This is a genomic window from Mycobacterium lehmannii, from assembly GCF_001499925.1.
Classification (GTDB): domain Bacteria; phylum Actinomycetota; class Actinomycetes; order Mycobacteriales; family Mycobacteriaceae; genus Mycobacterium; species Mycobacterium lehmannii.
Genome location: NZ_LQIR01000001.1, coordinates 59,554 through 81,966, shown reverse-complemented (window position 1 = coordinate 81,966; position 22,413 = coordinate 59,554). Strand labels below are relative to the sequence as shown.

The window sequence follows — 22,413 nt, the reverse complement described above, 5'->3', positions numbered from 1 at the left end:
ATTCAATGACAACTATCAGCGGCAGGCCGGCAGGGGCGCCATCGTGACGCGCCGCCGCATCCCACGCCCGCAGGACCTGGCGCCGCTGCTGCAGTTCAAGAAGCCGCAGTTGAATGCGACGAAGCGCAGGCTGGCCGCGGCGCTGACGATCGAGGACCTGCGCCGAATCGCCAAGCGACGGACCCCTAAGGCGGCCTTCGACTACACCGACGGCGCCGCCGAGGAGGAGCTGTCACTGGCTCGTGCACGACAAGCTTTCCGTGACATCGAGTTTCATCCCACCATCCTTCGCGACGTGTCGAGCGTCGACACCAGCGCGACCGTGCTCGGCGGGCACGTCGCTCAACCCTTCGGCATCGCACCCACCGGCTTCACCCGGCTGATGCACACCGAGGGCGAGACCGCGGGCGCCCGTGCCGCCGCGCGGGCCGGCATCCCGTTCGCGCTCTCGACGCTGGGCACCGCCTCGATCGAAGATGTCAAGCAGGCTAATCCACACGGCCGCAACTGGTTTCAGCTGTACATGTGGAAGGACCGGGACCGGTCGATGGCGCTCGTCGAACGGGCCGCCGCCGCCGGCTACGACACGCTGCTCGTGACCGTCGACGTCCCGGTCGCAGGGGCCCGCCACCGCGACACCCGCAACGGCATGTCGATCCCGCCGGCGCTGACGTTGCGCACGGTGCTCGACGCCGTTCCCCATCCGCGGTGGTGGTTCGACCTGCTCACCACCGAACCGTTGTCGTTCGCGTCGCTGGACCGATGGCCGGGCACCGTCGCCGAGTATCTCGACACCATGTTCGACCCCAAGGTGAACTTCGACGATCTGGTGTGGATCAAGAAGCAGTGGCCGAACAAGCTGGTGGTCAAGGGAATTCAGACACTCGATGACGCCAGGACCGTCGTCGGACTCGGGGTGGACGGCATCGTGCTGTCCAATCACGGTGGCCGCCAACTCGACCGGGCGCCGGTGCCCTTCCATGTGCTGCCGAGTGTCGCCGCCGAACTCGGCGACGCCACCGAGATTTTGCTGGACACCGGGGTGATGTCCGGCGCCGACGTCGTCGCGGCGGTCGCGCTCGGTGCGCGCTTCGTGCTGGTGGGCCGCGCCTACCTCTACGGGCTCATGGCCGGTGGCGAAGCCGGTGTCGACCGGGCCGTCGAAATCCTTTCGCAGCAGGTCAGACGGACAATGCAGCTACTCGGAGTGACGTCGCTGAGCGAGCTCGGCCCGGGGCACGTCACCCAGCTGCACCGGCTGCGGCCCGGCGCGGCGAGTCCGCCGCCTATTTCTCCTCAGTCACTCTGATCACACAGGTCACAGCGGATTTCCGGTGCAGGTGAGTCCTCGCTGAGTCGTAATCGTTAGCCAACCGCGATGTGGCAACCGCATGTCGGGGCGACAGTCGCGGTGCGAGTACGTGTTTCATTACCCACGCACAGCAAACGGCAATTGCTTGTGGAAGCGATGAAAGGTGGGTTGGTTGCCGTTATGAAGATTTTGGAGAGGTGCCGGGGTACCGGTACAAAACTGTTTCGCCGAATGGCGGTGGTGGCGTTCGCCGTGGCGGCGCTGCCCGGACTGATCGGCTTCGCCGGGGGTTCGGCCACTGCCGGTGCGTTCTCGCGGCCCGGGTTGCCCGTCGAGTATCTGGACGTGTTCTCCCCCGCGATGAACCGCAATATCCGGGTCCAGTTCCAGGGCGGTGGACCGCACGCGGTGTATCTGCTCGACGGTCTGCGTGCCCAGGACGATTTCAACGGCTGGGACATCAACACCCCCGCCTTCGAGTGGTACTACCAGTCCGGGCTCTCGGTCGTCATGCCGGTCGGCGGGCAGTCCAGTTTCTACACCGACTGGTACCAGCCGTCGCGGGGTAACGGCCAGGACTACACCTACAAGTGGGAGACGTTCCTGACGCAGGAACTCCCGGCGTGGCTGGAAGCCAACAGGGGCGTGTCCCAGAACGGCAATGCCGTGGTGGGTATTTCGATGGCCGGCAGCACCGCGCTGACGTACGCGATCTACCACCCGCAGAAGTTCATCTACGCCGCCTCGCTGTCGGGCTTCCTCAATCCGTCCGAGGGCTGGTGGCCGATGCTGATCGGTCTCGCGATGCAAGACGCGGGCGGGTACAACGCCGAGAGCATGTGGGGTCCGTCGTCGGATCCGGCGTGGAAGCGCAACGACCCGATGGTCAACATCAACCAGCTGGTGGCCAACAACACCCGCATCTGGATCTACTGCGGCACAGGTACGCCGTCGGATCTCGATGGCGGCACGGCCGGCCAGAACCTGATGGCGGCACAGTTCCTCGAAGGGTTCACCTTGCGGACCAACGTCACCTTCAAGGACAACTACGTCGCCGCGGGTGGCACCAACGGTGTGTTCAACTTCCCGCCACAGGGGACTCACAGCTGGGGCTACTGGGGTCAACAGCTGGAGATGATGAAGCCTGACATCCAGCGGGTGCTGGGTGCACAGGCCAGTGCATAACCGCACCGCGTAGATCCACCCACAACAGGGAGCCTGCCGTTTCCCCCGAACGGCAGGCTTCCTGCCGTCTACGGGTGTTCGGGTTGGTCAACTACGCCGCGAGTGAGAGCTCATGGTGGTGAACCGGGTCATCAGCGACCGGGAATGCTATTTCGCGGTAGGCATACGCCGCCCTGTGCGTCGGGGAACAAATCAGGCCATCTAAAGGTTGAGCGCAACAGACTCAAACTTTGGAGGATTGATGGCTGAAGCCAAGACAGTTCCGGTCTTGTTCTCGAGCGAGTCGATCGTGCTGCCCGGGATGGTCGTGCCGATCGAGCTCGACGAGGCCGCGCGGGCCGCGGTCGATGCTGCCCGCGCGAGCGAATCCGGAGAACTGCTGATCGCTCCCCGCCTCGAGGACCGTTACCCCTCCTACGGGGTGCTGGCCTCGATCGTGCAGATCGGGCGCATGGTCGGCGGACCCGCCGCGGTGGTGCGGGGTGAGAGCCGTGCGCACATCGGGGCCGGCGCCACCGGACCTGGCGCGGCGCTGTGGGTCGAGGTGACCGTGGTCGAGGAACAAGACCCGGTGCCCGAGGCGGCCTATGAGCTCGCGGCCGAGTACAAGAAGCTGCTGCTGGCGATGCTGCAGCGGCGCGAGGCCTGGCAGATCATCGATTTCGTCAACCAGCTCTCCGACCCGTCGGCGCTGGCCGACACCGCGGGCTACGCGTCGTACCTGACCCAGGTCCAGAAGCGCCAGCTGCTCGAGACGCCGGATGTGGCCGAGCGGTTGCGCGCGCTGATCGAGTGGACGGGTGCGCAGCTGGCCGAGGTCGAGGTCACCGAGAAGATCGCCGAAGACGTGCGTGAGGGCATGGAGAAGACGCAGAAGGAGTTCCTGCTGCGTCAGCAGCTCAACGCCATCCGCAAGGAACTCGGCGAGGACGAACCCGACGGCTCCGACGACTATCGCGGCCGCATCGAGGCCGCGGACCTGCCGGAGAAGGTGCGCGAGGCCGCCCTGCGTGAGGTCGGCAAGCTCGAGCGCGCGAGCGATCAGAGCCCGGAAAGCGGGTGGATCCGCACCTGGTTGGACACCGTGCTCGACCTGCCGTGGAACGTCCACACCGAGGACTCGACCGACCTCAAGGCAGCGCGGGAGATTTTGGACGCCGACCACCACGGCCTCGAGGACGTCAAGGACCGCATCGTCGAGTACCTGGCCGTGCGGGCGCGCCGCGCCCAGCGCGGACTGCAGGTCGTCGGCGGTCGCGGTTCGGGTGCGGTGATGGTGCTGGCCGGTCCACCCGGTGTCGGCAAGACCTCGCTGGGTGAGAGCGTGGCTCGCGCGTTGGGCCGCAAGTTCGTTCGCGTCGCCCTCGGCGGCGTGCGCGACGAGGCCGAGATCCGTGGCCACCGGCGTACCTACGTCGGCGCGCTGCCCGGCCGCATCGTGCGTGCCGTCGGTGAAGCGGGTTCGATGAACCCCGTCGTGCTGCTCGACGAGATCGACAAGGTCGGCTCCGACTTCCGTGGGGACCCCGCGGCAGCGCTGCTGGAGGTCTTGGACCCCGCGCAGAACCACACGTTCCGCGACCACTACCTGGACCTCGATCTGGACCTGTCGGACGTGGTGTTCCTGGCCACGGCCAACGTCATCGAGAACATTCCCTCGGCGTTGCTGGACCGCATGGAACTGGTCCAGATCGACGGCTACACCGAGGACGACAAGGTCGCCATCGCCCGCGACTTCCTGCTGCCCCGGCAGCGCGAACGGGCGGCGCTGACCGAGGACGAGGTGATCGTGACCGAGGCGGCGCTGCGCAAGATCGCCGCCGACTACACCCGCGAGCCGGGTGTGCGTCAGTTCGAGCGGCTGTTGGCCAAAGCGCTGCGCAAGGTGACGACGAAGCTGGCTTCCGACGGGATCACGACCATCACCGTCGACGAGTCGGATCTCGTTGAGTTCCTGGGTCGTCCGCGCTTCCTGCCGGAATCGGCCGAGCGCACGGCGGTACCGGGCGTGGCCACCGGGTTGGCGGTCACCGGCCTCGGCGGCGATGTGCTCTACATCGAGGCCGGGGCGACCGACGGTGAGCCCGGGCTGCAACTGACCGGGCAACTGGGCGAGGTCATGAAGGAGTCCGCGCAGATCGCGCTGTCCTACGTGCGCTCGCACGCCGAGCAGCTGGGCGTCGACCCCAAGGCGCTGGACCGCCGGATCCACGTGCACGTGCCCGCGGGCGCCGTGCCGAAGGACGGTCCGTCGGCGGGTGTGACGATGGTGACCGCGCTGGTGTCGATGGCCACCGGCCGGCAGGTTCGTGCGGACGTCGGGATGACCGGCGAGGTCACGTTGAACGGTCGGGTGCTGCCCATCGGGGGTGTCAAGCAGAAGTTGCTGGCCGCGCAACGCGCCGGACTGTCAACGGTTTTCATCCCGCAACGCAACGAGCCCGATCTCGATGACGTCCCGGCCGACGTGCTCGACGCGCTGGAGGTCAAGCCGATGACCGACGTCGCCGACATCGTCGCGCAGGCTCTGCAGCCCGCAGAGGTCGCCGCCACCGTCGCCGCCTGACCGCACTATTGCACTCAGGGTCGTGATCGCTCGGGCGGTCACGACCCTGAGCGCATTTCCGAGCGTCTGACGACCCGCCGAACCGGTACCGTCACCGCATGGCGTACGACAAGGACCTCGCCCACCGCATCCGCGAACTGCTCAGCGGCGAACAAGGAGTCGAGGAGAAGGCGATGTTCGGCGGGCTGGCATTCCTGATCGGCGGCAACATGGCGTTGGCCGCCAGCGGCCAGGGCGGTCTGATGGTCCGGGTGCATCCTGATGACACCGCGAAGCTGTTGTCGCGCGAACACGTTGCTCCAATGGTGATGGCCGGCAGGGAGATGCGCGGATGGCTGCGGGTGGGCGGCGCCGGCCTCGCAACCAAGCGCCAACTGCGGCTTTGGGTCAACCGCGGGACCGACTATGCGAAGAGTTTGCCCCCCAAAGAGCGCGGGTACGCCAGCCGACGTGGACGCCGCAGCACGTAAGAAGCTGGTCAAGCGCCTCCTCGAGCAGGCGGGCACGACCTACGCCGAAGACGCCGGTATCCGCTTGGCGGACAAGCCCATGCCGCTCTTCGAGCTGCTGACCCTGTGCATGCTGTCGAGTAAGCCGATCGACGCCTCCATCGCGGTCGCGGCCGCGCGGGAGTTGTTCCGCGCGGGCCTGCGCACCCCCGAGGCCGTCCTCGACGCCGACCGCCGCGAGATGATTCGCGCCTTCGGCCGTGCCCACTATGTTCGGTACGACGAGAGCTCGGCGACCAGGCTCACCGATATCGCCACGACCGTCGTCGACGAATACGGCGGGGACCTCCGCAATCTCGGCGGGACACAGGACCACGACGCGACCGCCGTGAAACGTTCGCTCAAGGGATTCAAGGGAATCGGCGATACCGGTGCCGACATCTTCCTGCGAGAGGTGCAGGACACCTGGACCTGGATTCGCCCGTACTTCGACACGCGCGCTCTCAGCGCCGCGAACGCACTCGGATTACCTAGGGACAGAGCTGAACTCGCTGCGCTGGCGCCACGCAAGTGCGCGAAGCTCGCCGCCGCCTTGGTCAAGGTGTCGCTGAACGACGCCCTGCGCGACGCCGTCGCGGCACAGGAATGACGCGGTGGTGATCCGGATCGGAACTTCCGGATGGTCATATGACCATTGGAAGGACGTGCTGTACCCGGCGGGATTGCCGACGGCCAAACGGCTGGCCCGCTACGTCGAGGAGTTCGACACCGTCGAACTGAACGCCAGCTTCTACCGCTGGCCGAAGGACAGCGCGTTCGCCGGTTGGCGGCAGCGGTTGCCCGACGGGTTCACGATGTCGGTCAAAGCCCAACGCGGCCTGACGCACTACCGCCGGCTGCGGGAACCGGAGCCGTGGGTCGAGCGCTTCGAGCGATGCTGGGAGCTTCTGGGCGACCGCAGCGAAGCTTTGCTCGTGCAACTGCATCCCGAGCTGGAGCGCGACGACGCCCGCCTGGAGCACTTTCTCGGCCTTATGCCCGATCGGATCCCGGTGGCGATGGAGTTGCGGCATGCGTCGTGGGACGACCCGGACGTCTACGCCCTGCTGGAGCGGCACGGCGCCGCCTACGTGGTGATGAGCGGTGCGGGTTTGCGCTGCGTACCGCGAGCGACCAGCGATCTGGTCTACATCCGCATGCACGGCCCGGACCAGGATTCGATGTACGCGGGCTCCTACCCCGACGACGCGTTGCGGCGCTGGGCCGACCGGATCCTGGCGTGGGAGAGCGAAGGCAGGCGCATCCTCGTCTACTTCAACAACGATCTGGGTGGGCACGCGGTGTGGAACGCGCAGACGCTCAAGACGATGCTGGCCGGCTGATCCCCCACCCCGCTGCGCGGACGAAAACCGGTTCCGGCACGCTTAGGAGCCGAGATGCGTGCCCTATGTCTGATGTCGGCCGCCGCGATCCTGGTCGCGGGCTGCTCGGCCGAGCGGATCGTCACCACCGACGAACCGTTCGTGGCGTCGCCGACGCTTACCACCGCCGAACCGCCCGCTCCGCCACCGAAAAGCGCGCACCTGGTCGACGCATTCGACTACGTCGCGCGTCCGGCCGGGTCGGCTGTGTACTACTTCACCACGCCGAGTGGACGCTGGTCGTGCGCCGTCGTGCCGCGCGACAAGGCGGGCTGCCAGTCGGCGACCTCCCCGCAGTCCAGCATGAACATCACGGGTGAACCGGACACAGTCGACAACGGCGCCGGCGAGCAGGCCGCGCCCAACGCGATCGTCATCGAGCGCGACGGCGAACCCCGATTCGTGGCGTTGGAACAGCCGGAGTTCGTCCTCGACGACGCGAAGGTGCTGGAATTCAACCGAATCCTGGTCGTCGCCGGGTTCCGCTGCAATGTGCAGGAGGCCGGCGTCTCGTGCATGAGCGAGGTGACCGGCAAGGGATTTACCTTCGCCCCCGAGGGTTTTCAGCCGCGATACACCGAGGTGCCGGCCAACGCACCGTAACGACGAGGAAGGCAGGCCCGCATGAGGATCGAGCCCGGACAGGTCGCCGTCGTCACCGGCGGTACCAGCGGCATCGGTTTCGCGCTCGCCGCGCATCTGCTGCGTCGCGGTGTCGACGTGGTGATCGCCGACATCCGCGACGACGCGATACTCGCGGCGGTCGACGCCCTGTCCGATCAGCAGGGGGCGGTGACCGGGGTACGCGTCGACGTGCGTGACGCGGCTGATGTCGAGGCACTGGCGGCGCACACCTTGGACCGCTTCGGACGCGTCGATCTGGTGTGCAACAACGCCGGGGTGGTGTGCGAACAGACGCCGGTGTGGGAGCAACGGATCGAGACGTGGCGGTGGCTGATCGACGTCAAGCTGATCGGTGTCGTACACGGGGTGAAGACCTTCGCTCCGCTGTTCATCGCGCAACGCTGCGGGCACTTCCTCAACACCGCGTCCGCGGGCGGGCTCATCCCGCTGCCCCACCTCGGGCCGTACAACGCGACCATGCACGCCGTCGTCGGACTGACAGAGACGCTCGATATCGAACTGCGCTCCGTCTCAAGCGATATGGGGGCCACCGTGTTGTGCCCCGGGCTGGTGGACACGCCGCTGGGACCCAACTCGGCGAGTCTTACCCCGCCCGGGGCGGTCAGCGTCCCCAACGACCGCGACGACGACGCGATGCGCGGTGCGATCAGCCCCGCCGTGGTCGCCGATGCCGCGATCGCCGCGGTGGAGGCCGGCCGGATCCATGCCGTCGTTGGCCCGGGCGCGGCGGAGGCGGCCCGCCAGCGCATCGACGCGCTGTCGGCAGACCTCGACTGACTACCGCAACGCGGCCGTACCGTCCGGGTTCACCTGGACCTTCGCCCCCGAGATGTCCTCGTCGACCGTCGCCGCCGCCCCCGCCGCATCGGGGATGACCGCCAGCACCCGCTCGTCGTCGGGGGTGCGAACCGCGAGGAACGCCTTCTCCGGAGAACCATCGCGGTCGAACGGCGTTGTCCACGTCTCCACGGTGCCCACCCCGGCCCAGTCCACGAGCGCCGTCCGGGTCGGCTCGCGATCGACCTCCGATTGCACGTCTTCCCAACGAAACTCGTGCGGCGGCGGCTCGGTGCCGTAGATACCGAAGCTGTGCTTGGTGAGGTAACCGCCGTTGGCGGTGATCAACCCGAGCTGGCCGGGCGCGGCGAGGAGTCGTTCAGCCATGGTCGCGATCGAGTGGGTCACGTAGTTGTTCCACGGTCCGCCCGCGAAGGTCAGCCCGCCGGTCACCGTCAGCGGTCTGGCGGGGTCTGCGATCGGGAGGCCGAGTTCGTTGGCAGCCACCTGAACCGCTGAAGGGAAGCACGAGTAGACGTCGACGAGCCCGACATCGTCGATGCCGACCTCGGCCAACTCCAGGGCCCGCCGCCCCCCGATCCGGATCGCCGGAGACGTGTAGAACTCGGCGCGCTCGCCGATCGCATAGGTATCGTGCGAGTCGGTGCCCGAGTACGGGAAAACCCAACGGTCCCTGGGGATCTGCAGATGGGTGGCCTTATCGGCCGAGGTGAGCACCAGCACCGCGGCCTGGTCGACCATGTTGTTGGAGTTCATCAGCTTCGGATAGGGCCAGCTGATCATCCGGTTGCCCGGACCGGCCTGCCAGATCTGCTCGGCCGGCACCGCATCTCGGACCCACGCGTGCGGGTTGCTCGCGGCGACCGCACTGAATCTTGCCCACAGCTCACCGATCCGGCGCCGGTGCTCCTCGTCGGATTCGCCCGCGGCGATACGCAGGGCCTGCTCGAACATCGGGTAGACGTAGGCAGGCCGATCCAGGCTGATCTTGATTTCGGCGGGCCCGGCCATCGGGACCCCTTCGTCGGCGCCTTCGGCCATCGGGACGGACTCGTCCTGGCGCGGCCAGTCAGGCCGCACACCCTTGGCGCGCAGCCGGGTTCGGGTGCGCCAGGTCTCACCGCCCGCGATCAGAACCACCTCGGCCCGACCGTTCTGAATGTCTCGGCACGCCTGGTTGACCAGCGACTGCGGCGTATTACCGCCGACCCCGGTATAGCGGGTCGCGGCGTTGTCGGCGTGGAGGCGTTGCGCGAGAAGCAATCCCGGATCGCGGTACCGCAACGAAAGGAGATTCACCACCCGAACCGAGTCGGCGGCCTCAAGCACCCTGGGGTCCGCCGCTTGGCGCGCAGCGGCGACCATCAGGTCGATCGGCGACACATCGGGGTTCTCGTCGCGCTGGTTGACTTGTCCGTAGCCGACCAACACAGGCGTCCTGGCTTCCATCACGGCCTTTCTGGGTATGCGAAGAGCGTGCCGTCGGCGATGAGCCGATCGGTCTCCTCGGCGGGGATGTCGAGGATCTGCCGGCAGATCTCACGGGTCTGCTCCCCCGGCATCGGCGCGGGCCTCAGCAGGGCGGGCGGGATGTTCGTGTACGGCGCCGGCCCCGTCTCGGTGAGCATGGGCGCATCGAAAAGCGGATGCTCCATGTCGGAGTACAGCTTTCGGTAACGCACCTGCGGGTCGGCAGGCACATCGACGGCACGGTTCATCGGCGCGGCGGCGATCCCCGCATCCTGCAAAGTGCGCGCCACCACGGTCTTGTCGCGGATGCGGGTCCATTCGGCGGTGTCGATGCCGCCGGTGACCGATTCCAGCGCGGCGTGGTCGTTCGCGGAACGCAGCGAGATCACGCACCACTCGTCGTCACCGGCGCATGGGTACACACCGTGCGTGGCTGTGTCGTCGGCGACGGGCAGGTCTGCCGCACGCCCGGACTCGGTGACATAGCGGGTCGCCAGTTGGCTGACCGCGGCCTCGGACTGCGAGACGTGTACGTGTGCGGGTTGCCCGGTTCGGTCGCGCCGAATCAGCGCAGCCAGTGCGGCGATCGCGGTGAGCCGCGCCGACACGTGGTCGGGGAAGATCGTCGTCGCATCGTAGAAGCCACCGTCGGCAGATGCCCACAGCGCGGTGACCCCGGTGGTGGCCCGCACCAGCGGCCCGTAGCCCATGCGCGAACTCCACGGACCGGTCGCGCCGAAGGCGCTGCTCTCCGCGAGCACGATGCGCGGATTCAGCTCGCGCAGACGGTCGTAGGAGAATCCCAGCGACGCAAGCGTTCCCGGCTTGAAGTTGGCGAACACGGCGTCGGCGCCTGTGACCAGGCGGGCGAAAAGGTCGGCGCCTGCGGGGGTCCGCAGGTCGAGCCCCAGGCTGTGCTCGTTGCGGTGGGTCAGCGCCCAGGACCTGCTCATCACCTCACCGGGCGGCGCCTGGCGCAGGCCGTCGGGATAGGCGGCGCTCTCGATCTTGACCACCTCGGCGCCGAGGTCGGCGAACAACCTGCCCAGCTCACCCCCGGCGACGATGACGCCGAGGTCGAGGATGCGCATCCCCTCGAAAGGACGCTGCGGCACGGCCGTGGCCAGTGATGCTGTCACCGATGACGCTGTGCCCCAGGCAGGTTCGTCAGCACCGGCAGCGGGCGCCAACCACCTCAGGCCGCGACGATGGCCGTCGACGACGAAGGGCCCCACCGGGGCGACGACATCCGCACCCGGGGCGAACTCGGCGGTGGTCAGCGCACCGACCGCGCGGAAGTGCTCGGAGGCCAACGTCTCCGTGGGGTTGAGCACGGCCGCGATCGGAACTCCCCGCTCTTGTCCCTCGGTGACCAGAGCCTCCATGGTCTGGGCTGCGACGAAATCGCCGATCAGGGCGTTGAGTTCGCGAGACGCCGCATACCGCGCCGCGATCGTGTCGAACTTGGGGTCGGCGAACTGTTCGGGTTCGCCCAGCCAGGCGCGCATGCCCCGCCACTGACGCGGGGACAGCAGGCAGATCCGTACATGCCCGTCCTTGCAGGCGAATATCGGATAGATGTTCTGGTTGCGTGGCCTGCCGCGCCAGATCTCGGTGGTCTTCTTGACGCCGACGGCCGCCTGCCCTTCTGAGCCGAACGGCGGATCCAGCGACTGGAGCACCGCCTCGAATCGGGAGAAGTCGATGTAATCGCCCGTCCCAGTGCGTAACCGGTGGTAGTAGGCGGCCAGCGCTGCCCATGCCGCCTGTGTCGCAGCGGTTCCCGATGCCAGTCCGATCGGGGGAAGCACCGGGGTGCCGGCAGTCGGCCCGGTACGGGACAGTGCCGTCGACAACGCGTACAACACGGGGTCGGTGGCCCGCCACGAGGCATACGGCCCTTCGGTGCCGAAGTCCGTGACCGACAGCACGACGAGGTGGCCGAACTGTTGAGCCAGGGCCGCGCAGGACGTCCCGAATTCGCCTGCCCCGCTGGGTCTTCCGCTGTCAACAACGATATCGGCGGTGCCCGCCAGGTCCCAGAGCGCCCGGCGACCGTCGGGGCTGGCGGGGTCGAGAACCGCGCACCGCTTGTTCGCGTTGTGCAGCCGGAACGGGACACTCGCTCCGGCCACGGTCGGCAGCGCCTGCCGGCCGGACCGTCCACCGGGTGGCTCGATCTTCAGGACATCGGCGCCGAGGTCGGCGTACAGCCGGCTCACCCCGTCGGATTCGGCGCCGCCGAGGTCGAGCACCCGCACGGATGCCAGCAGTGGTTCGCTCACGCCGCCGCCAGGAGACTTTCGACCCACTGCAGGTGGTCGTCGGTGTCGGTGGCGACGTACATCAGGTCGACGAAGACGTCCGGATAACCGGCGTCGGCCAGCGTCCGCACCGCCTCGGCGACCGCATCGATCGGTGTGCCGCCGGCGACGTTGATGCGCACACAGGTGTGAATGGCCGCCGGATCCCGGCCGGCCTCGCGGGCGGCGTCGTCGATGGTGCGGCGCTGCGTCGCAAGGAACTCGGGCATGACACCTCCGGGCACCAGCACGGCCGGGAGCCACCCGTCGCCGCGCGTCCCGATGCGCCGCAAACTCGCCGGAGTGAACCCGCCGAGATAGATCGGCGGGCGCGGTTGCTGGATCGGTTTGAGGTCCACCCACGACGACGGGATCGACCACCGCTTGCCGTCATGTTCCACCGGATTCATCGTCCACAGCCGCTCGAGGGCATCGAGCACCTCGTCCAGTTGGGCGCCGCGGGTGCGGAACGGGGCGCCGGCGGCGGAGTACTCCTCCGGCGACCACCCGATCCCGAAACCGGGAACGAGCCTGCCCCCGCTGACCACATCGATGGCGGTCAGTTGGCGGCCCAGCTGCACCGGCGGGTACCACGGTGCGACGAACACGCTGCTGCCCAATCGGACGCGCGACGTCGCGGCGGCGACGACCGCCAACGCGATGAACGGGTCCAGGGCGGCGCGGAACTGTTCGGGAATGGTGTCCTGGCCCGCGTAGCCGACGCTGGGGTGCACCGCGGTCAGCAAGCGGTCTCCCACCCAGAGGCTGTCGGCGCCGAGGCTTTCGGCGCTGGCCGCGTAGCGCGCGAGGTCCGCGCGGGCGGACGCCCCGAACTGCGGCACTGCGAATCCCAACACGCCAGACAGGCTAATGGGTAGCTTCACGCGCATCGGGTACAGGAGTGGCACCCGTTCGCCCGTTTCGACGATGATGAGTCAGATGACTGCCGAGGCCCTGTCCCCCACGCTGTCCGCCGATGAACTCGACCTGATCGACGCCTACTGGCGCGCCGCCAACTACCTGTCCGTCGGCCAGATCTATCTTCTGGACAATCCACTGCTGCGCGAGCCGCTGGCGCCCGAGCACGTCAAGCCGCGACTGCTCGGTCACTGGGGTACCACGCCGGGGCTCAATCTCGTCTATGCGCACCTGAACCGCGTCATCTGCGACCGCGACGTCAACGTCATCTACATCACCGGCCCGGGACACGGCGGTCCCGGCTTAGTGGCCAACGCCTATCTCGAAGGCACCTACAGCGATGTGTACTCGGGTATTCCCGAAGACACCGAGGGAATGCGAAAGCTGTTCCGCCAGTTCTCTTTCCCTGGTGGTATCCCCAGCCACGTCGCCGCGGAGACCCCCGGGTCGATCCACGAAGGTGGGGAGTTGGGTTACGCACTGGTACACGCCTACGGCGCGGCGTTCGACAACCCCGACCTGGTGGTCGCCTGTGTCATCGGTGACGGTGAAGCCGAGACCGGCCCGCTGGCGGCCAGTTGGCATTCGAACAAGTTCCTCAACCCGGTCACCGACGGTGCGGTGCTGCCCATCCTGCACCTGAACAGCTACAAGATCGCCAACCCCACGGTCCTCGCGCGCATTCCGCAAGAGGAACTCGAGTCGCTGATGTTCGGCTACGGCTACCGGCCCATCACGGTGGCCGGCGACGATCCGGCCAACGTGCATCAGCAGCTGGCGACGGCGCTCGACGAAGCCTTCGACCAGATCGCCGCGATCCAGCGCGCCGCTCGCCTCGACGGCGAACAGGGCCGGCCCGTCGCACGACGATCAAGCGGCGAGGAACGAGCCGCGTTGAGGAGTGAGACCTTCCGGCCCGTGTGGCCGATGCTGGTGTTGAGGACACCGAAGGGCTGGACGGGCCCGCAGAACGTCGACGGCAAGAAGGTCGAGGGCACGTGGCGGTCCCATCAGGTTCCGTTGTCGGGCACCCACACCAACCCCGAACACCGCGCTCAGCTCGAGGAGTGGATGCGCAGCTACCGGCCCGAGGAACTGTTCGACGAGGACGGCGCGCTACGGCCTGAGTTACGCGCGTTGGCCCCGCGCGGCCAGCGGCGGATGAGCGCCAACCCGCACGCCAACGGCGGTCTCCTGCTCAAGGATCTGGACATGCCGCGCTTCACCGATTACGCGGTGCCGGTCGACGACCCCGCGTCCGAATCGACCGAGGCCACCCGGGTGCTCGGGACGTTTCTGCGCGACGTCATCGCGCGTAACGCCGACCGGTTCCGGTTGATGGGACCCGACGAGACGGCGTCCAACCGGCTGTCGGCAACCCTCGAGGCGACCGACAAGGCCTGGCTGGCCGAGGTCACCCCCGATGACGAGAACCTCGGTCCGGAGGGCCGGGTGATGGAGGTGCTGTCCGAACACCTTTGCCAGGGCTGGCTCGAGGGATACCTGCTGACGGGCAGGCACGGGCTGTTCAACTGCTACGAGGCGTTCATCCACATCATCGACTCCATGCTCAACCAGCACGCCAAGTGGCTTAACAGCAGTCGAGAGCTGTCCTGGCGGGCGCCGATCGCATCGCTGAATTACCTTCTGACATCACATGTCTGGCGCCAGGACCACAACGGCGCGTCACACCAGGATCCCGGCTTCATCGACCACGTCGCCAACAAGCGACCCGAGGTCGTGCGGGTGTACTTGCCGCCGGACGCCAACACCTTGCTGTCGGTGGCCGACCACTGCCTGCGCAGCCGCCACTACGTCAACGTGATCGTCGCCGGCAAGCAACCGGCGCTGAACTACCTGGACATGGATTCGGCGATCGCGCACTGCACCCGCGGTCTGGGGATCTGGGAGTGGGCGAGCAACACGACCGGGGAGCCGGACGTGGTGCTCGCGTGCGCCGGAGACATCCCGACCCTGGAAACCGTTGCGGCCGCCGACATCCTGCGTCGGCGGCTGCCCGAGCTGAAGGTGCGGGTGGTCAACGTCGTCGACATCATGCGGCTGCAACCGCAGTCCGAGCACCCGCACGGCCTGTCCGATCGCGAATTCGACTCGATCTTCACCACGGACAAGCCGATCATCTTCGCCTACCACGGCTATCCCTGGCTGATTCACCGGCTGACCTACCGGCACGCCAACCATGCCCAGTTGCATGTGCGCGGTTTCAAGGAACGCGGCACCACGACGACCCCGTTCGACATGGTGATGCTCAACGACCTCGATCGGTTCCATCTGGTCATGGACGTGATCGACCGCGTCGCCAATCTGGGCAGCAGCGTGGCCGGGCTGCGCCAGGAGATGGCTGACGCGCGCCTGGCGGCCCGGCGCTACACGCGGGAACACGGCGAGGACGATCCGGCGATCTCGGGGTGGACGTGGGACCCGGATTACCAAGCGCCGTCGCTGTCGCAGGACACCCTCAGCGAACACGACCGCTAGACTGGATATTCGTGTCCGACCAAGCCGCCCTCGCCGAGCGCCCGCATCCGCTGGTCGAACAGCTCTCCGCGTTGCACCACTTCCGCACCTACGTCGACATTGCTGTGGTCGTGGTGGTGTTGGCGCTGACGAATTTGATCGCGCACTTCACCACGCCGTGGGCCAGCGTGGCGACGGTGCCTGCGGCGGCGCTGCTTCTGGTGGCGCTGGTCCGCTCCCGCGGCCTGGGGTGGGCCGAACTCGGCCTGAGCCGCGAACACCTGAAGTCCGGAACCGGCTACGCGCTGGGTGCCGTCGCGCTGGTGTTGTCGGTCATCGCGATCGGTGCGCTGCTGCCGTGGACGCGGCCGATGTTCATGAACAACAACTACGCCACGATCTCGGGCGCGCTCATCGCGTCGATGGTCATCATCCCCTTGCAGACCGTGATCCCCGAGGAACTGGCGTTCCGCGGGGTGCTGCACGGAGCGCTCGACCGCGCCTGGGGCTGGCGTGGTGTCGCCGCGGCCGGCTCGCTGTTGTTCGGACTCTGGCACATCGCCACCTCGCTGGGCCTGACCAGTAGCAACGTCGGCTTCACCCGAATCTTCGGCGGAGGTGTGGTCGGCACCGTCGCAGGCGTGACGTTGGCGGTGGTCGCCACCGGCGTCGCGGGCTTCGTCTTCACCTGGTTGCGCCGCCGCAGCGGCAGCCTGATCGCGCCGATCGCGCTGCACTGGTCGCTGAACGGGCTCGGCGCGCTGGCGGCCGCGTTCGTGTGGCATCTGAGCTGACGTCAGTGCGCGGCGCGCTTGCGGGCGCGGAACTCCCGGTTCTTGAGCTTGTTACCGCAGGTCGCCATGCTGCACCAGGTACCGCCGTGGTTGCGCGAGCGATCGTAGAACGCCCACTGGCACTCCTCGTTGGCACACGCCTTCAACAGCGACCAGGAGCCGTCGCGCTGTGCATCGTGGATCGCCAGTAGCAGTTCGGTGAGGCGGTCGTGCAGCGAGGTGCCCACCGCCGACAGCCGAATCCGCCCCGAGTCTTCGACCTCGGCCCGTGCGGCCCCGCCAGCCGCGGCCCGCAGCGGCGCCAACGCCGCCGCAGTCGGCGGCGGGCCACCGGCGTTGTGGACCAGCATCGCGCGTAAGGCCTCGCGCACACCACGCAGCAGCTCGAGGTGGGCCTCGTCGATGCCGTCCCCGGGGCGCAGTAACCCCTTGTCGTGCAGCCACGGTCGCGCGTCATCCGGATCGGCCAAACGGTCGGGGCCGGACGGCAACTCCGCCGTGTTGACCAGGCTCTGAACCAGGGCGAGACGCGGCGGTGCCGGTTTCGTCTCGTGGTCCCCCAGCCACCGGGTGCGAGTCATATAGCCAGCCTAGCCTTTCCATGACCAGTATCGCAATTTGACCGGTCATGCATGACCGTTATAAAGTTGTCAGCGGTCACACCTCCGAGCGCTACCGAGGATCGATATGTCGGATAATCCGAACCCGCCCACCCTGGTGTCGCCGGTTGCGGCGGCGAGCGGGGCGACTGCCCCGTCTCTACGCGCGCGGCTGGTGGCGCGGCTGAGGGCCAACAGGTTCGACCGGATGGCGGCCGTCGGCGGCGTGGCACCCGACAGCGGTGCTTACGTCGCGCACTGCGTCCGGCTGACCTCGCTCGCCGAGCGCGAGGCGGTGGCCCGGGCACTGCGACGGATCGTCCGGGACGCCCGCGGGCACGGCCCGCTGATGTCCTCGCGGGTGCCGTTGCACGTACCGAACATCGCGGCCGCCGAGGACGTGATCGACGAGATAGCGCTGCGGCTGCACTCTCCCCGGATGGTCGGAGCGCGGGGCATGGCGCGGCTACGCCTCCTGCTGGCCGACGGGACCGGTCCCGTTTACCGGTACGGCCGTGGGGATCTCGTGGGCCGGCTCCGCGCCGCGATGGCCGAGCTCTAAATGACCAACACCGCGGCCCCGGAGATCCGGCCGGAGGCCAGATCGCTCAGCGCGGCGTCGGCCCGGTTGAGCGGGTATGGCGGGCTGGTCACCTCGATGTGGTGTTCACCGGCGAAAGCCAGAAAGGCCCGGGCGTCGGCGCGAGTGTTGGCGGTGACCGATCTGACCTGACGCTCTTGGAAGAGGTGACGCTGGTAGTTCAACGTCGGGATGTCGGAAAGGTGAATACCCGCGATCGCAAGCGTGCCACCACGATCGAGCGCTTCGAGTGCCGGCAGGACGAGCTCACCGACGGGCGCGAACAGGATCGCGGCATCGAGGTCGACGGGTGGACGCTCGTCGGCGCCCTGAGCCGACGCCGCCCCCAGGCTCAGGGCCAGCTCACGCGCGGCTTCCCCGCGCGTCATCACATGAACTTCGGCGCCCTGCGTGACGGCTACCTGCGTGGTCAGGTGCGCGCTGCCGCCGAATCCGTATATGCCCAACCGGCCACCCGGTGGGAGGTCCGCGCGCAGCAGCGACCGATAGCCGATGATCCCGGCGCACAACAGCGGCGCCAGCTCGGTGTCGGAGTAGCCCGCTGGTAGTGGATGGGCGTATGCCGCTGGCACCGTGGCGAACTCGGCATACCCACCGTCGGCATCCCAACCGGTGTAACGCGATTGTGGGCACAGGTTCTCGTCGCCTCTGAGGCAGTACCGGCATCGCCCACACGTATGCCGCAGCCACGCGATGCCGACGCGGTCGCCGACGGAGAACTCCGCGCCCGTGCTCTCCCCCACCTCGACGACCTCGCCGACGACCTCGTGTCCCGGCACGACCAGGGGCCGATGCACGGGCAGATCGCCTTCGGCGACGTGAAGATCGGTGCGGCACACGCCACATGCGCGGACCGCCACCGCAAGCTCGCCGGGTCCCGGACGCGGAACCTCGACTCGCACGCGTTCCATCGGCCGCGAGGCCATCGGTCCCGGTTGTCGAACCTGCCAGGCGGTCATGGTTGAGACGCTCATCACCACATGGTCGCCCCGCGACGGCCCGGGCACCACCCTCGGGCGTCTTCACTGTCAGCGAACAACGCTAACGACCGCGGCGGCGAACCGGACAGATCTGGTGTGCGGCAGGGCATCCCTGTACGCCGGCCGGGACACTTGTAGGGGAAATCCTGATTCCTAGGTGATAACAACGGCATAACCTGTAGATAACGACGAACCGCCGTGCGGCTACGGCGAAGGCTCAGTACCGGGCGCGAAGACCGGTACCGCGAAGGAGAGGGTGGAAGAGATGAAAACACTTGTTGCACTGGCGGTTGGAGCGCTGGCGGCCAGCGGCATCGCCTTGGCCGCTCCGGCCAACGCCGGATGCCAGGGAGGCTGGACGCCGTGGGGCGGCGGCACGATCTGTGACGGACCGGTCGGCGCCGACGGCAACTTCGAACGGTGTCAGACCGCGGGCGCAATGGGATTCGGCGGCACGAACTGCTTCATCGTGAACGTCTCGAACGCCAACCCGCCGCGGGTCGGCCCCTGACAATCGCACCAGCGCAAAGAATTCGAAAGCTTCCTCCACGGCTTGATGCCGTGGAGGAAGCTTTCGCTATACGTCAGGCCGGGGGCGTCATCCCGGGCGCATTCTCCGGCGCGACCGGAACCGGCACGCCGACCGCCGGCCGCGGGGCAGGCGCATTGGGATCCGCTGGCGGCGGAGGCGGTGCATTGGGATCCGCTGGCGGCGGAGGCGGTGCATTGGGATCCGCTGGCGGCGGAGGCGGCGCGTTGGGATCAGCGGGCGGTGGCGCCGGTGCGTTCGGATCGGCGGGCGGGGCCTCAGGTGCCGCGGGCGGGGTGTACGGCCGGATCGAATTGGCCAGCGTCACCGCTTCTTCCTTCGGCACAGGGTTGTTCGCGGTGCCGAGCCAGACCACGAACCACCGCTCGGGGGTGCGCTGACCGCGCGGCGTACCCGGTTCGACGGGGTTGCCCACCACGCCGGCCCAGATCTGGCCGTTGGGCTTGTTCGTATCGGTGAACTTCACCTCGTAGTACGACGCGACGCCCGGCATGCCATCGGCATTGAGCTCGACGGTCTCCTGGTTGACCCGGGTGCCGGGGAACGGCATGAAGAACTCGCCCATGTCGGAGGCCAACCGCTGCGCAGCCTTCGTGTTGTCCGTCTCAGCGCCCGCGAAGAGCTTCAGGTCGAGCCGGCCGAGCAGAATGCTGGTGTCGTTGGGCGGTTCGGCGCCTTCGGGGGCGTCCTTGGTCAGCAACGCCTGGCCGTAGGAAAGCTGCGTCGAATCCGCCACTTTCCATCCGGCAGGCACGACGTAGCTGAGGCCACCTGCGGCCGAGTCGACGCGGCCAGGATCACCGGGCGCCGGGGCCGGCGCGTTCGGATCGGCGGGTGCGGGTGCCGGAGCACCGGGTGCCGGTGCAGGTGCCCCTGGTGCCGGAGGTGGCGGCGGGGCGCCGGGTGCGGGAGGTGGTGCGCCGGGCGCGGGAGCCGGAGCGGGCGCCCCTGGTGCCGGAGGGGGTGCGGGCGCCCCTGGTGCCGGAGGCGGCGGAGGCCCTTGTAGGAAGGTGTTCCCCGTCGGCGGCGGTGGGGGCGGCTCAGGCGTCGGTTCGGGCTGCGCCTGGGCCACCGTCGGGAGCGCGAGCGCTATGGCGGTTGCCCCGGTCACCGCCGCGACCGCCAATGTCCTCGAGAGCCCCCTGCGCGGGGCTGAAATCGCGTCCGGCTGATCCATGGGAAAGAAACTACCGTGTTACCGCCGTGACGCAAGTGTGAATTGCTCAAAATGAGGATAAATAAGACGTAGCTGAGAAGACGATAAGCACTGATAGCTGTAACGTCATGATTTTGCTGACACAGCACAGTACCCGCGCGTGGCGCGGGGTGGCCGAACCGCTGTCGATGCCCGGTGACTCGCTTGTTTTTCGCGTCCGCTGCGGTAACCGTTACTGGGCCGGATGCAGCGTGACCTCCTGTGCCTTCACCGCGAAAAACACCCGCTCGCCAGGGGCAAGCCTCAGTTCGGTCGCGGAGTCGGCGGTGATGTCGGCGGCGAGCCCCGGGCTGCCGTCGGGCTGCTCCTCGGCCCGCACCCGGATCGCGGGGCCGCGGCCGTCGAGTTCGGCGACGGTGACTTCGACGGTGTTACGGGGGCTGCCGTGCGGCCGGTCGCGGTACACCGCGACCGCCGCGGGATGAAACAGGGCGACCGCCGGCCCCGCGGTCGCGATATCCGACGCCGGGTTGCCGTGCCAGGCCGCGTCCCATCGGGTGGTCAGGACGCCGTGGCCGTCCGCCGTCCCGCGAACCAGGTTGACCCCGGCCAGTCGGGCACCGAAATCGCTCCGTGGAGCCGCTAATACCGTTGCAGCAGAACCTGTTTCGATGATGGTGCCGGATTCGAGCACCAGTACCCGATCGGCGAGGGCGACCACGTCGAGCACATCGTGGGACACCAACACCGCGGACCGCCCGTCGCGTGTGAGCACGTCGCGCAGCACCTTGCGCATCGCAGCGGCGGCCGCAACGTCCAGGCCGGCCAACGGCTCGTCGAGCAGCAGCACGTCGGGTTCGGCCGCCAACGCACGCGCCAGTGCGACCCGTTGCGCCTGTCCCCCGGACAGCTGACGCGGCCTGCGGTCGGCCAGTCCTGTCGCGTCGACCTGGGCGAGCCAATGCTCGGGGCGCGTGCTGCCTGGCGGAAAGGCCACGTTGGCGGCCACGTCGAGATGTGGAAACAGCAGCGGATCCTGCATCAGAAGCCCGACGCGGCGGTCGTGGGTCGCCACATGGAGACCCGATGCGGTGTCGGTGAGCACCCGCCCGCCCACCCGTACGACACCTTCGTCGGGACGGACCAGTCCCGCGATGACGTGCAGAATCGTCGACTTGCCCGCGCCGTTGGGGCCCAGCACGGCCAGCACCTCACCACCGGCGACGTCGAACGCGACGTCGACGCCGCGCTGCTCGACGACCGCACGCACGCTGATACCGGTCACGCCGCGCTCCACGCACTGTCACCGCGCAGCCGTCGACTCCCCAACCCCAGCACCACCACGGCTGCCACCACCACGAGCAGCAGCGACAACGCCACCGCGGCCTCGGGGTCACTCTCCCGCTGCAGGTAGATCTCCAGCGGCAGCGTCCGAGTGACGCCCTCGCGGGAGCCAGCGAACGTGAGCGTCGCACCGAACTCGCCGAGGGACCGGGCGAACGCCAGCACCGCGCCCGAGACCAGGCCGGGCGTCAGCAGCGGAAGCGTGACGCGCCACCACACCCGGGACGGGCGGGCGCCCAGAGTGGCGGCCACGGTTTCGTAGCCGGTTCCGGCCGTACGGGCGGCCCCTTCGAGCGCGATGACCAGGAAGGGCAGCGACACGAACGTCTGCGCGAGCACGACCGCCGTCGTCGTGAACGCGATCTGGACACCCGCGGCCTCCAGATACTGGCCGAGCAGGCCGAGCCGGCCGAATGCGTACAGCAACGCGATCCCGCCGACCACCGGAGGCAGCACGAGCGGAAGCAGGATGAGGGGCCGCACGGTTCGGACAAGTCGACTGTCGCTGCGCGCCAGGACCAGCGCCATCGGAACGCCCACCAGCAGGCATAGCAACGTGCTGGCGGTCGCCGTGCGCAGGCTGAGCAGCAGGGCGTTGACTGAAGACTCGCTGCTGATCAGCTGCACGACGTTCAGCCAGTCCACCCTGGCCGCGATCGCCACGAGCGGCACCGCGACGAACAGCGCGCCGACCGCGGCGGGCAGATACAGCCAACGCGGCAGACCAGCCGGGTTACTCAACCCGTCCCGCCTCGCACTCCACAGGCCAAACCCTATGGGACTCGCGCCTGCGCGCCGGTTTCGTGCTTTAGCTACTGTCCAGTAACATTTCGGAGGATCGCTG

20 protein-coding genes are annotated in these 22,413 nt (G+C 68.1%); 12 read left to right on the top strand and 8 right to left on the bottom strand.

Annotated elements, in window-relative coordinates; genetic code table 11:
• The first annotated feature begins 40 nt into the window (after window positions 1-40).
• From AU192_RS00390 to AU192_RS00355, 8 genes are all read left to right on the top strand, one after another.
• A complete protein-coding gene (locus tag AU192_RS00390; RefSeq protein WP_133148009.1) occupies window positions 41-1,309 on the top strand; it encodes an alpha-hydroxy acid oxidase in 1,269 nt (422 codons plus the stop codon).
• A 183-nt stretch (window positions 1,310-1,492) separates the two neighbouring features.
• Window positions 1,493-2,497 carry an esterase family protein gene (locus AU192_RS00385; protein WP_064393738.1) on the top strand — a complete coding sequence of 335 codons (1,005 nt, stop codon included), beginning with the start codon at window positions 1,493-1,495 and terminating at the stop codon, window positions 2,495-2,497.
• Between the two features lie 241 nt (window positions 2,498-2,738).
• Entirely contained in the window at window positions 2,739-5,063 is a 2,325-nt protein-coding gene (gene lon / locus AU192_RS00380) for an endopeptidase La (RefSeq protein WP_064393737.1), read from the top strand.
• A gap of 98 nt (window positions 5,064-5,161) precedes the next feature.
• Window positions 5,162-5,533 carry a TfoX/Sxy family protein gene (locus AU192_RS00375; protein ID WP_064393736.1) on the top strand — a complete coding sequence of 124 codons (372 nt, stop codon included), beginning with the start codon at window positions 5,162-5,164 and terminating at the stop codon, window positions 5,531-5,533.
• Window positions 5,469-6,161, top strand: coding sequence for an HhH-GDP family DNA glycosylase (locus tag AU192_RS00370; RefSeq protein WP_064393735.1), 693 nt, complete (start codon window positions 5,469-5,471; stop codon window positions 6,159-6,161). Before AU192_RS00375 ends, AU192_RS00370 begins: the two co-directional genes overlap by 65 nt.
• A 4-nt stretch (window positions 6,162-6,165) precedes the next feature.
• Entirely contained in the window at window positions 6,166-6,894 is a 729-nt protein-coding gene (locus AU192_RS00365; protein WP_174522743.1) for a DUF72 domain-containing protein, read from the top strand.
• Window positions 6,895-6,948: 54 nt separating this feature from the next.
• Window positions 6,949-7,536 carry a hypothetical protein gene (locus tag AU192_RS00360; protein ID WP_064393734.1) on the top strand — a complete coding sequence of 196 codons (588 nt, stop codon included), beginning with the start codon at window positions 6,949-6,951 and terminating at the stop codon, window positions 7,534-7,536.
• A 21-nt stretch (window positions 7,537-7,557) separates the two neighbouring features.
• A complete protein-coding gene (locus tag AU192_RS00355) occupies window positions 7,558-8,355 on the top strand; it encodes an SDR family NAD(P)-dependent oxidoreductase (RefSeq protein ID WP_064393733.1) in 798 nt (265 codons plus the stop codon).
• Here AU192_RS00355 and AU192_RS00350 read toward each other — a convergent pair whose 3' ends face one another.
• The 3 genes from AU192_RS00350 to AU192_RS00340 are packed head-to-tail and all read right to left on the bottom strand — an operon-like array spanning window position 8,356 to window position 13,006.
• Window positions 8,356-9,825, bottom strand: a complete 1,470-nt coding sequence (locus AU192_RS00350; RefSeq protein ID WP_064393732.1) for an acetyl-CoA acetyltransferase — start codon at window positions 9,823-9,825, stop codon at window positions 8,356-8,358. It abuts the gene before it with no gap.
• A complete protein-coding gene (locus tag AU192_RS00345; RefSeq protein WP_064393731.1) occupies window positions 9,825-12,131 on the bottom strand; it encodes a CaiB/BaiF CoA-transferase family protein in 2,307 nt (768 codons plus the stop codon). The genes AU192_RS00350 and AU192_RS00345 overlap by 1 nt, the downstream gene beginning before the upstream one ends.
• Window positions 12,128-13,006 (bottom strand): TIGR03619 family F420-dependent LLM class oxidoreductase, encoded by an 879-nt coding sequence (locus AU192_RS00340; RefSeq protein ID WP_064393730.1) that lies wholly within the window; start codon window positions 13,004-13,006, stop codon window positions 12,128-12,130. The genes AU192_RS00345 and AU192_RS00340 overlap by 4 nt, the downstream gene beginning before the upstream one ends.
• Before the next feature lie 82 nt (window positions 13,007-13,088).
• Between AU192_RS00340 and AU192_RS00335 the strand changes: the two genes are divergently transcribed.
• The gene (locus AU192_RS00335) at window positions 13,089-15,566 is read left to right on the top strand and encodes a phosphoketolase family protein (protein WP_064394146.1); all 2,478 of its coding nucleotides are present in this window, start codon (window positions 13,089-13,091) and stop codon (window positions 15,564-15,566) included.
• A gap of 11 nt (window positions 15,567-15,577) precedes the next feature.
• Window positions 15,578-16,339: a CPBP family intramembrane glutamic endopeptidase gene (locus AU192_RS00330; RefSeq protein ID WP_064393729.1), complete on the top strand. Its 762-nt coding sequence runs from the start codon at window positions 15,578-15,580 to the stop codon at window positions 16,337-16,339.
• 2 nt (window positions 16,340-16,341) lie between these two features.
• On the opposite strand, the gene AU192_RS00325 is transcribed toward AU192_RS00330, so the two are convergent.
• Entirely contained in the window at window positions 16,342-16,920 is a 579-nt protein-coding gene (locus tag AU192_RS00325) for a CGNR zinc finger domain-containing protein (RefSeq protein ID WP_064393728.1), read from the bottom strand.
• Between the two features lie 106 nt (window positions 16,921-17,026).
• Between AU192_RS00325 and AU192_RS00320 the strand changes: the two genes are divergently transcribed.
• A complete protein-coding gene (locus tag AU192_RS00320; protein ID WP_082694859.1) occupies window positions 17,027-17,500 on the top strand; it encodes a hypothetical protein in 474 nt (157 codons plus the stop codon).
• On the opposite strand, the gene AU192_RS00315 is transcribed toward AU192_RS00320, so the two are convergent.
• Window positions 17,497-18,513, bottom strand: coding sequence for a zinc-binding alcohol dehydrogenase family protein (locus AU192_RS00315; protein ID WP_064394144.1), 1,017 nt, complete (start codon window positions 18,511-18,513; stop codon window positions 17,497-17,499). The two genes, AU192_RS00320 and AU192_RS00315, sit on opposite strands and share 4 nt — an antisense overlap.
• A gap of 271 nt (window positions 18,514-18,784) precedes the next feature.
• On the opposite strand from AU192_RS00315, the gene AU192_RS00310 reads away from it, so the two are divergent.
• Entirely contained in the window at window positions 18,785-19,030 is a 246-nt protein-coding gene (locus tag AU192_RS00310) for a CDGP domain-containing protein (protein ID WP_064394143.1), read from the top strand.
• A gap of 73 nt (window positions 19,031-19,103) precedes the next feature.
• Here AU192_RS00310 and AU192_RS00305 read toward each other — a convergent pair whose 3' ends face one another.
• From AU192_RS00305 to AU192_RS00295, 3 genes are all read right to left on the bottom strand, one after another.
• Complete coding sequence (locus tag AU192_RS00305; RefSeq protein ID WP_064393727.1) at window positions 19,104-20,246, bottom strand: APA family fibronectin-binding glycoprotein; 1,143 nt, start codon at window positions 20,244-20,246, stop codon at window positions 19,104-19,106.
• Window positions 20,247-20,457: 211 nt separating this feature from the next.
• On the bottom strand, window positions 20,458-21,510 hold the full coding sequence (locus AU192_RS26235; RefSeq protein WP_064394142.1) for a sulfate/molybdate ABC transporter ATP-binding protein: 1,053 nt from the start codon (window positions 21,508-21,510) through the stop codon (window positions 20,458-20,460).
• Window positions 21,507-22,310, bottom strand: a complete 804-nt coding sequence (locus tag AU192_RS00295; protein WP_064393726.1) for an ABC transporter permease — start codon at window positions 22,308-22,310, stop codon at window positions 21,507-21,509. The genes AU192_RS26235 and AU192_RS00295 overlap by 4 nt, the downstream gene beginning before the upstream one ends.
• Between the last annotated feature and the right edge of the window lie 103 nt (window positions 22,311-22,413).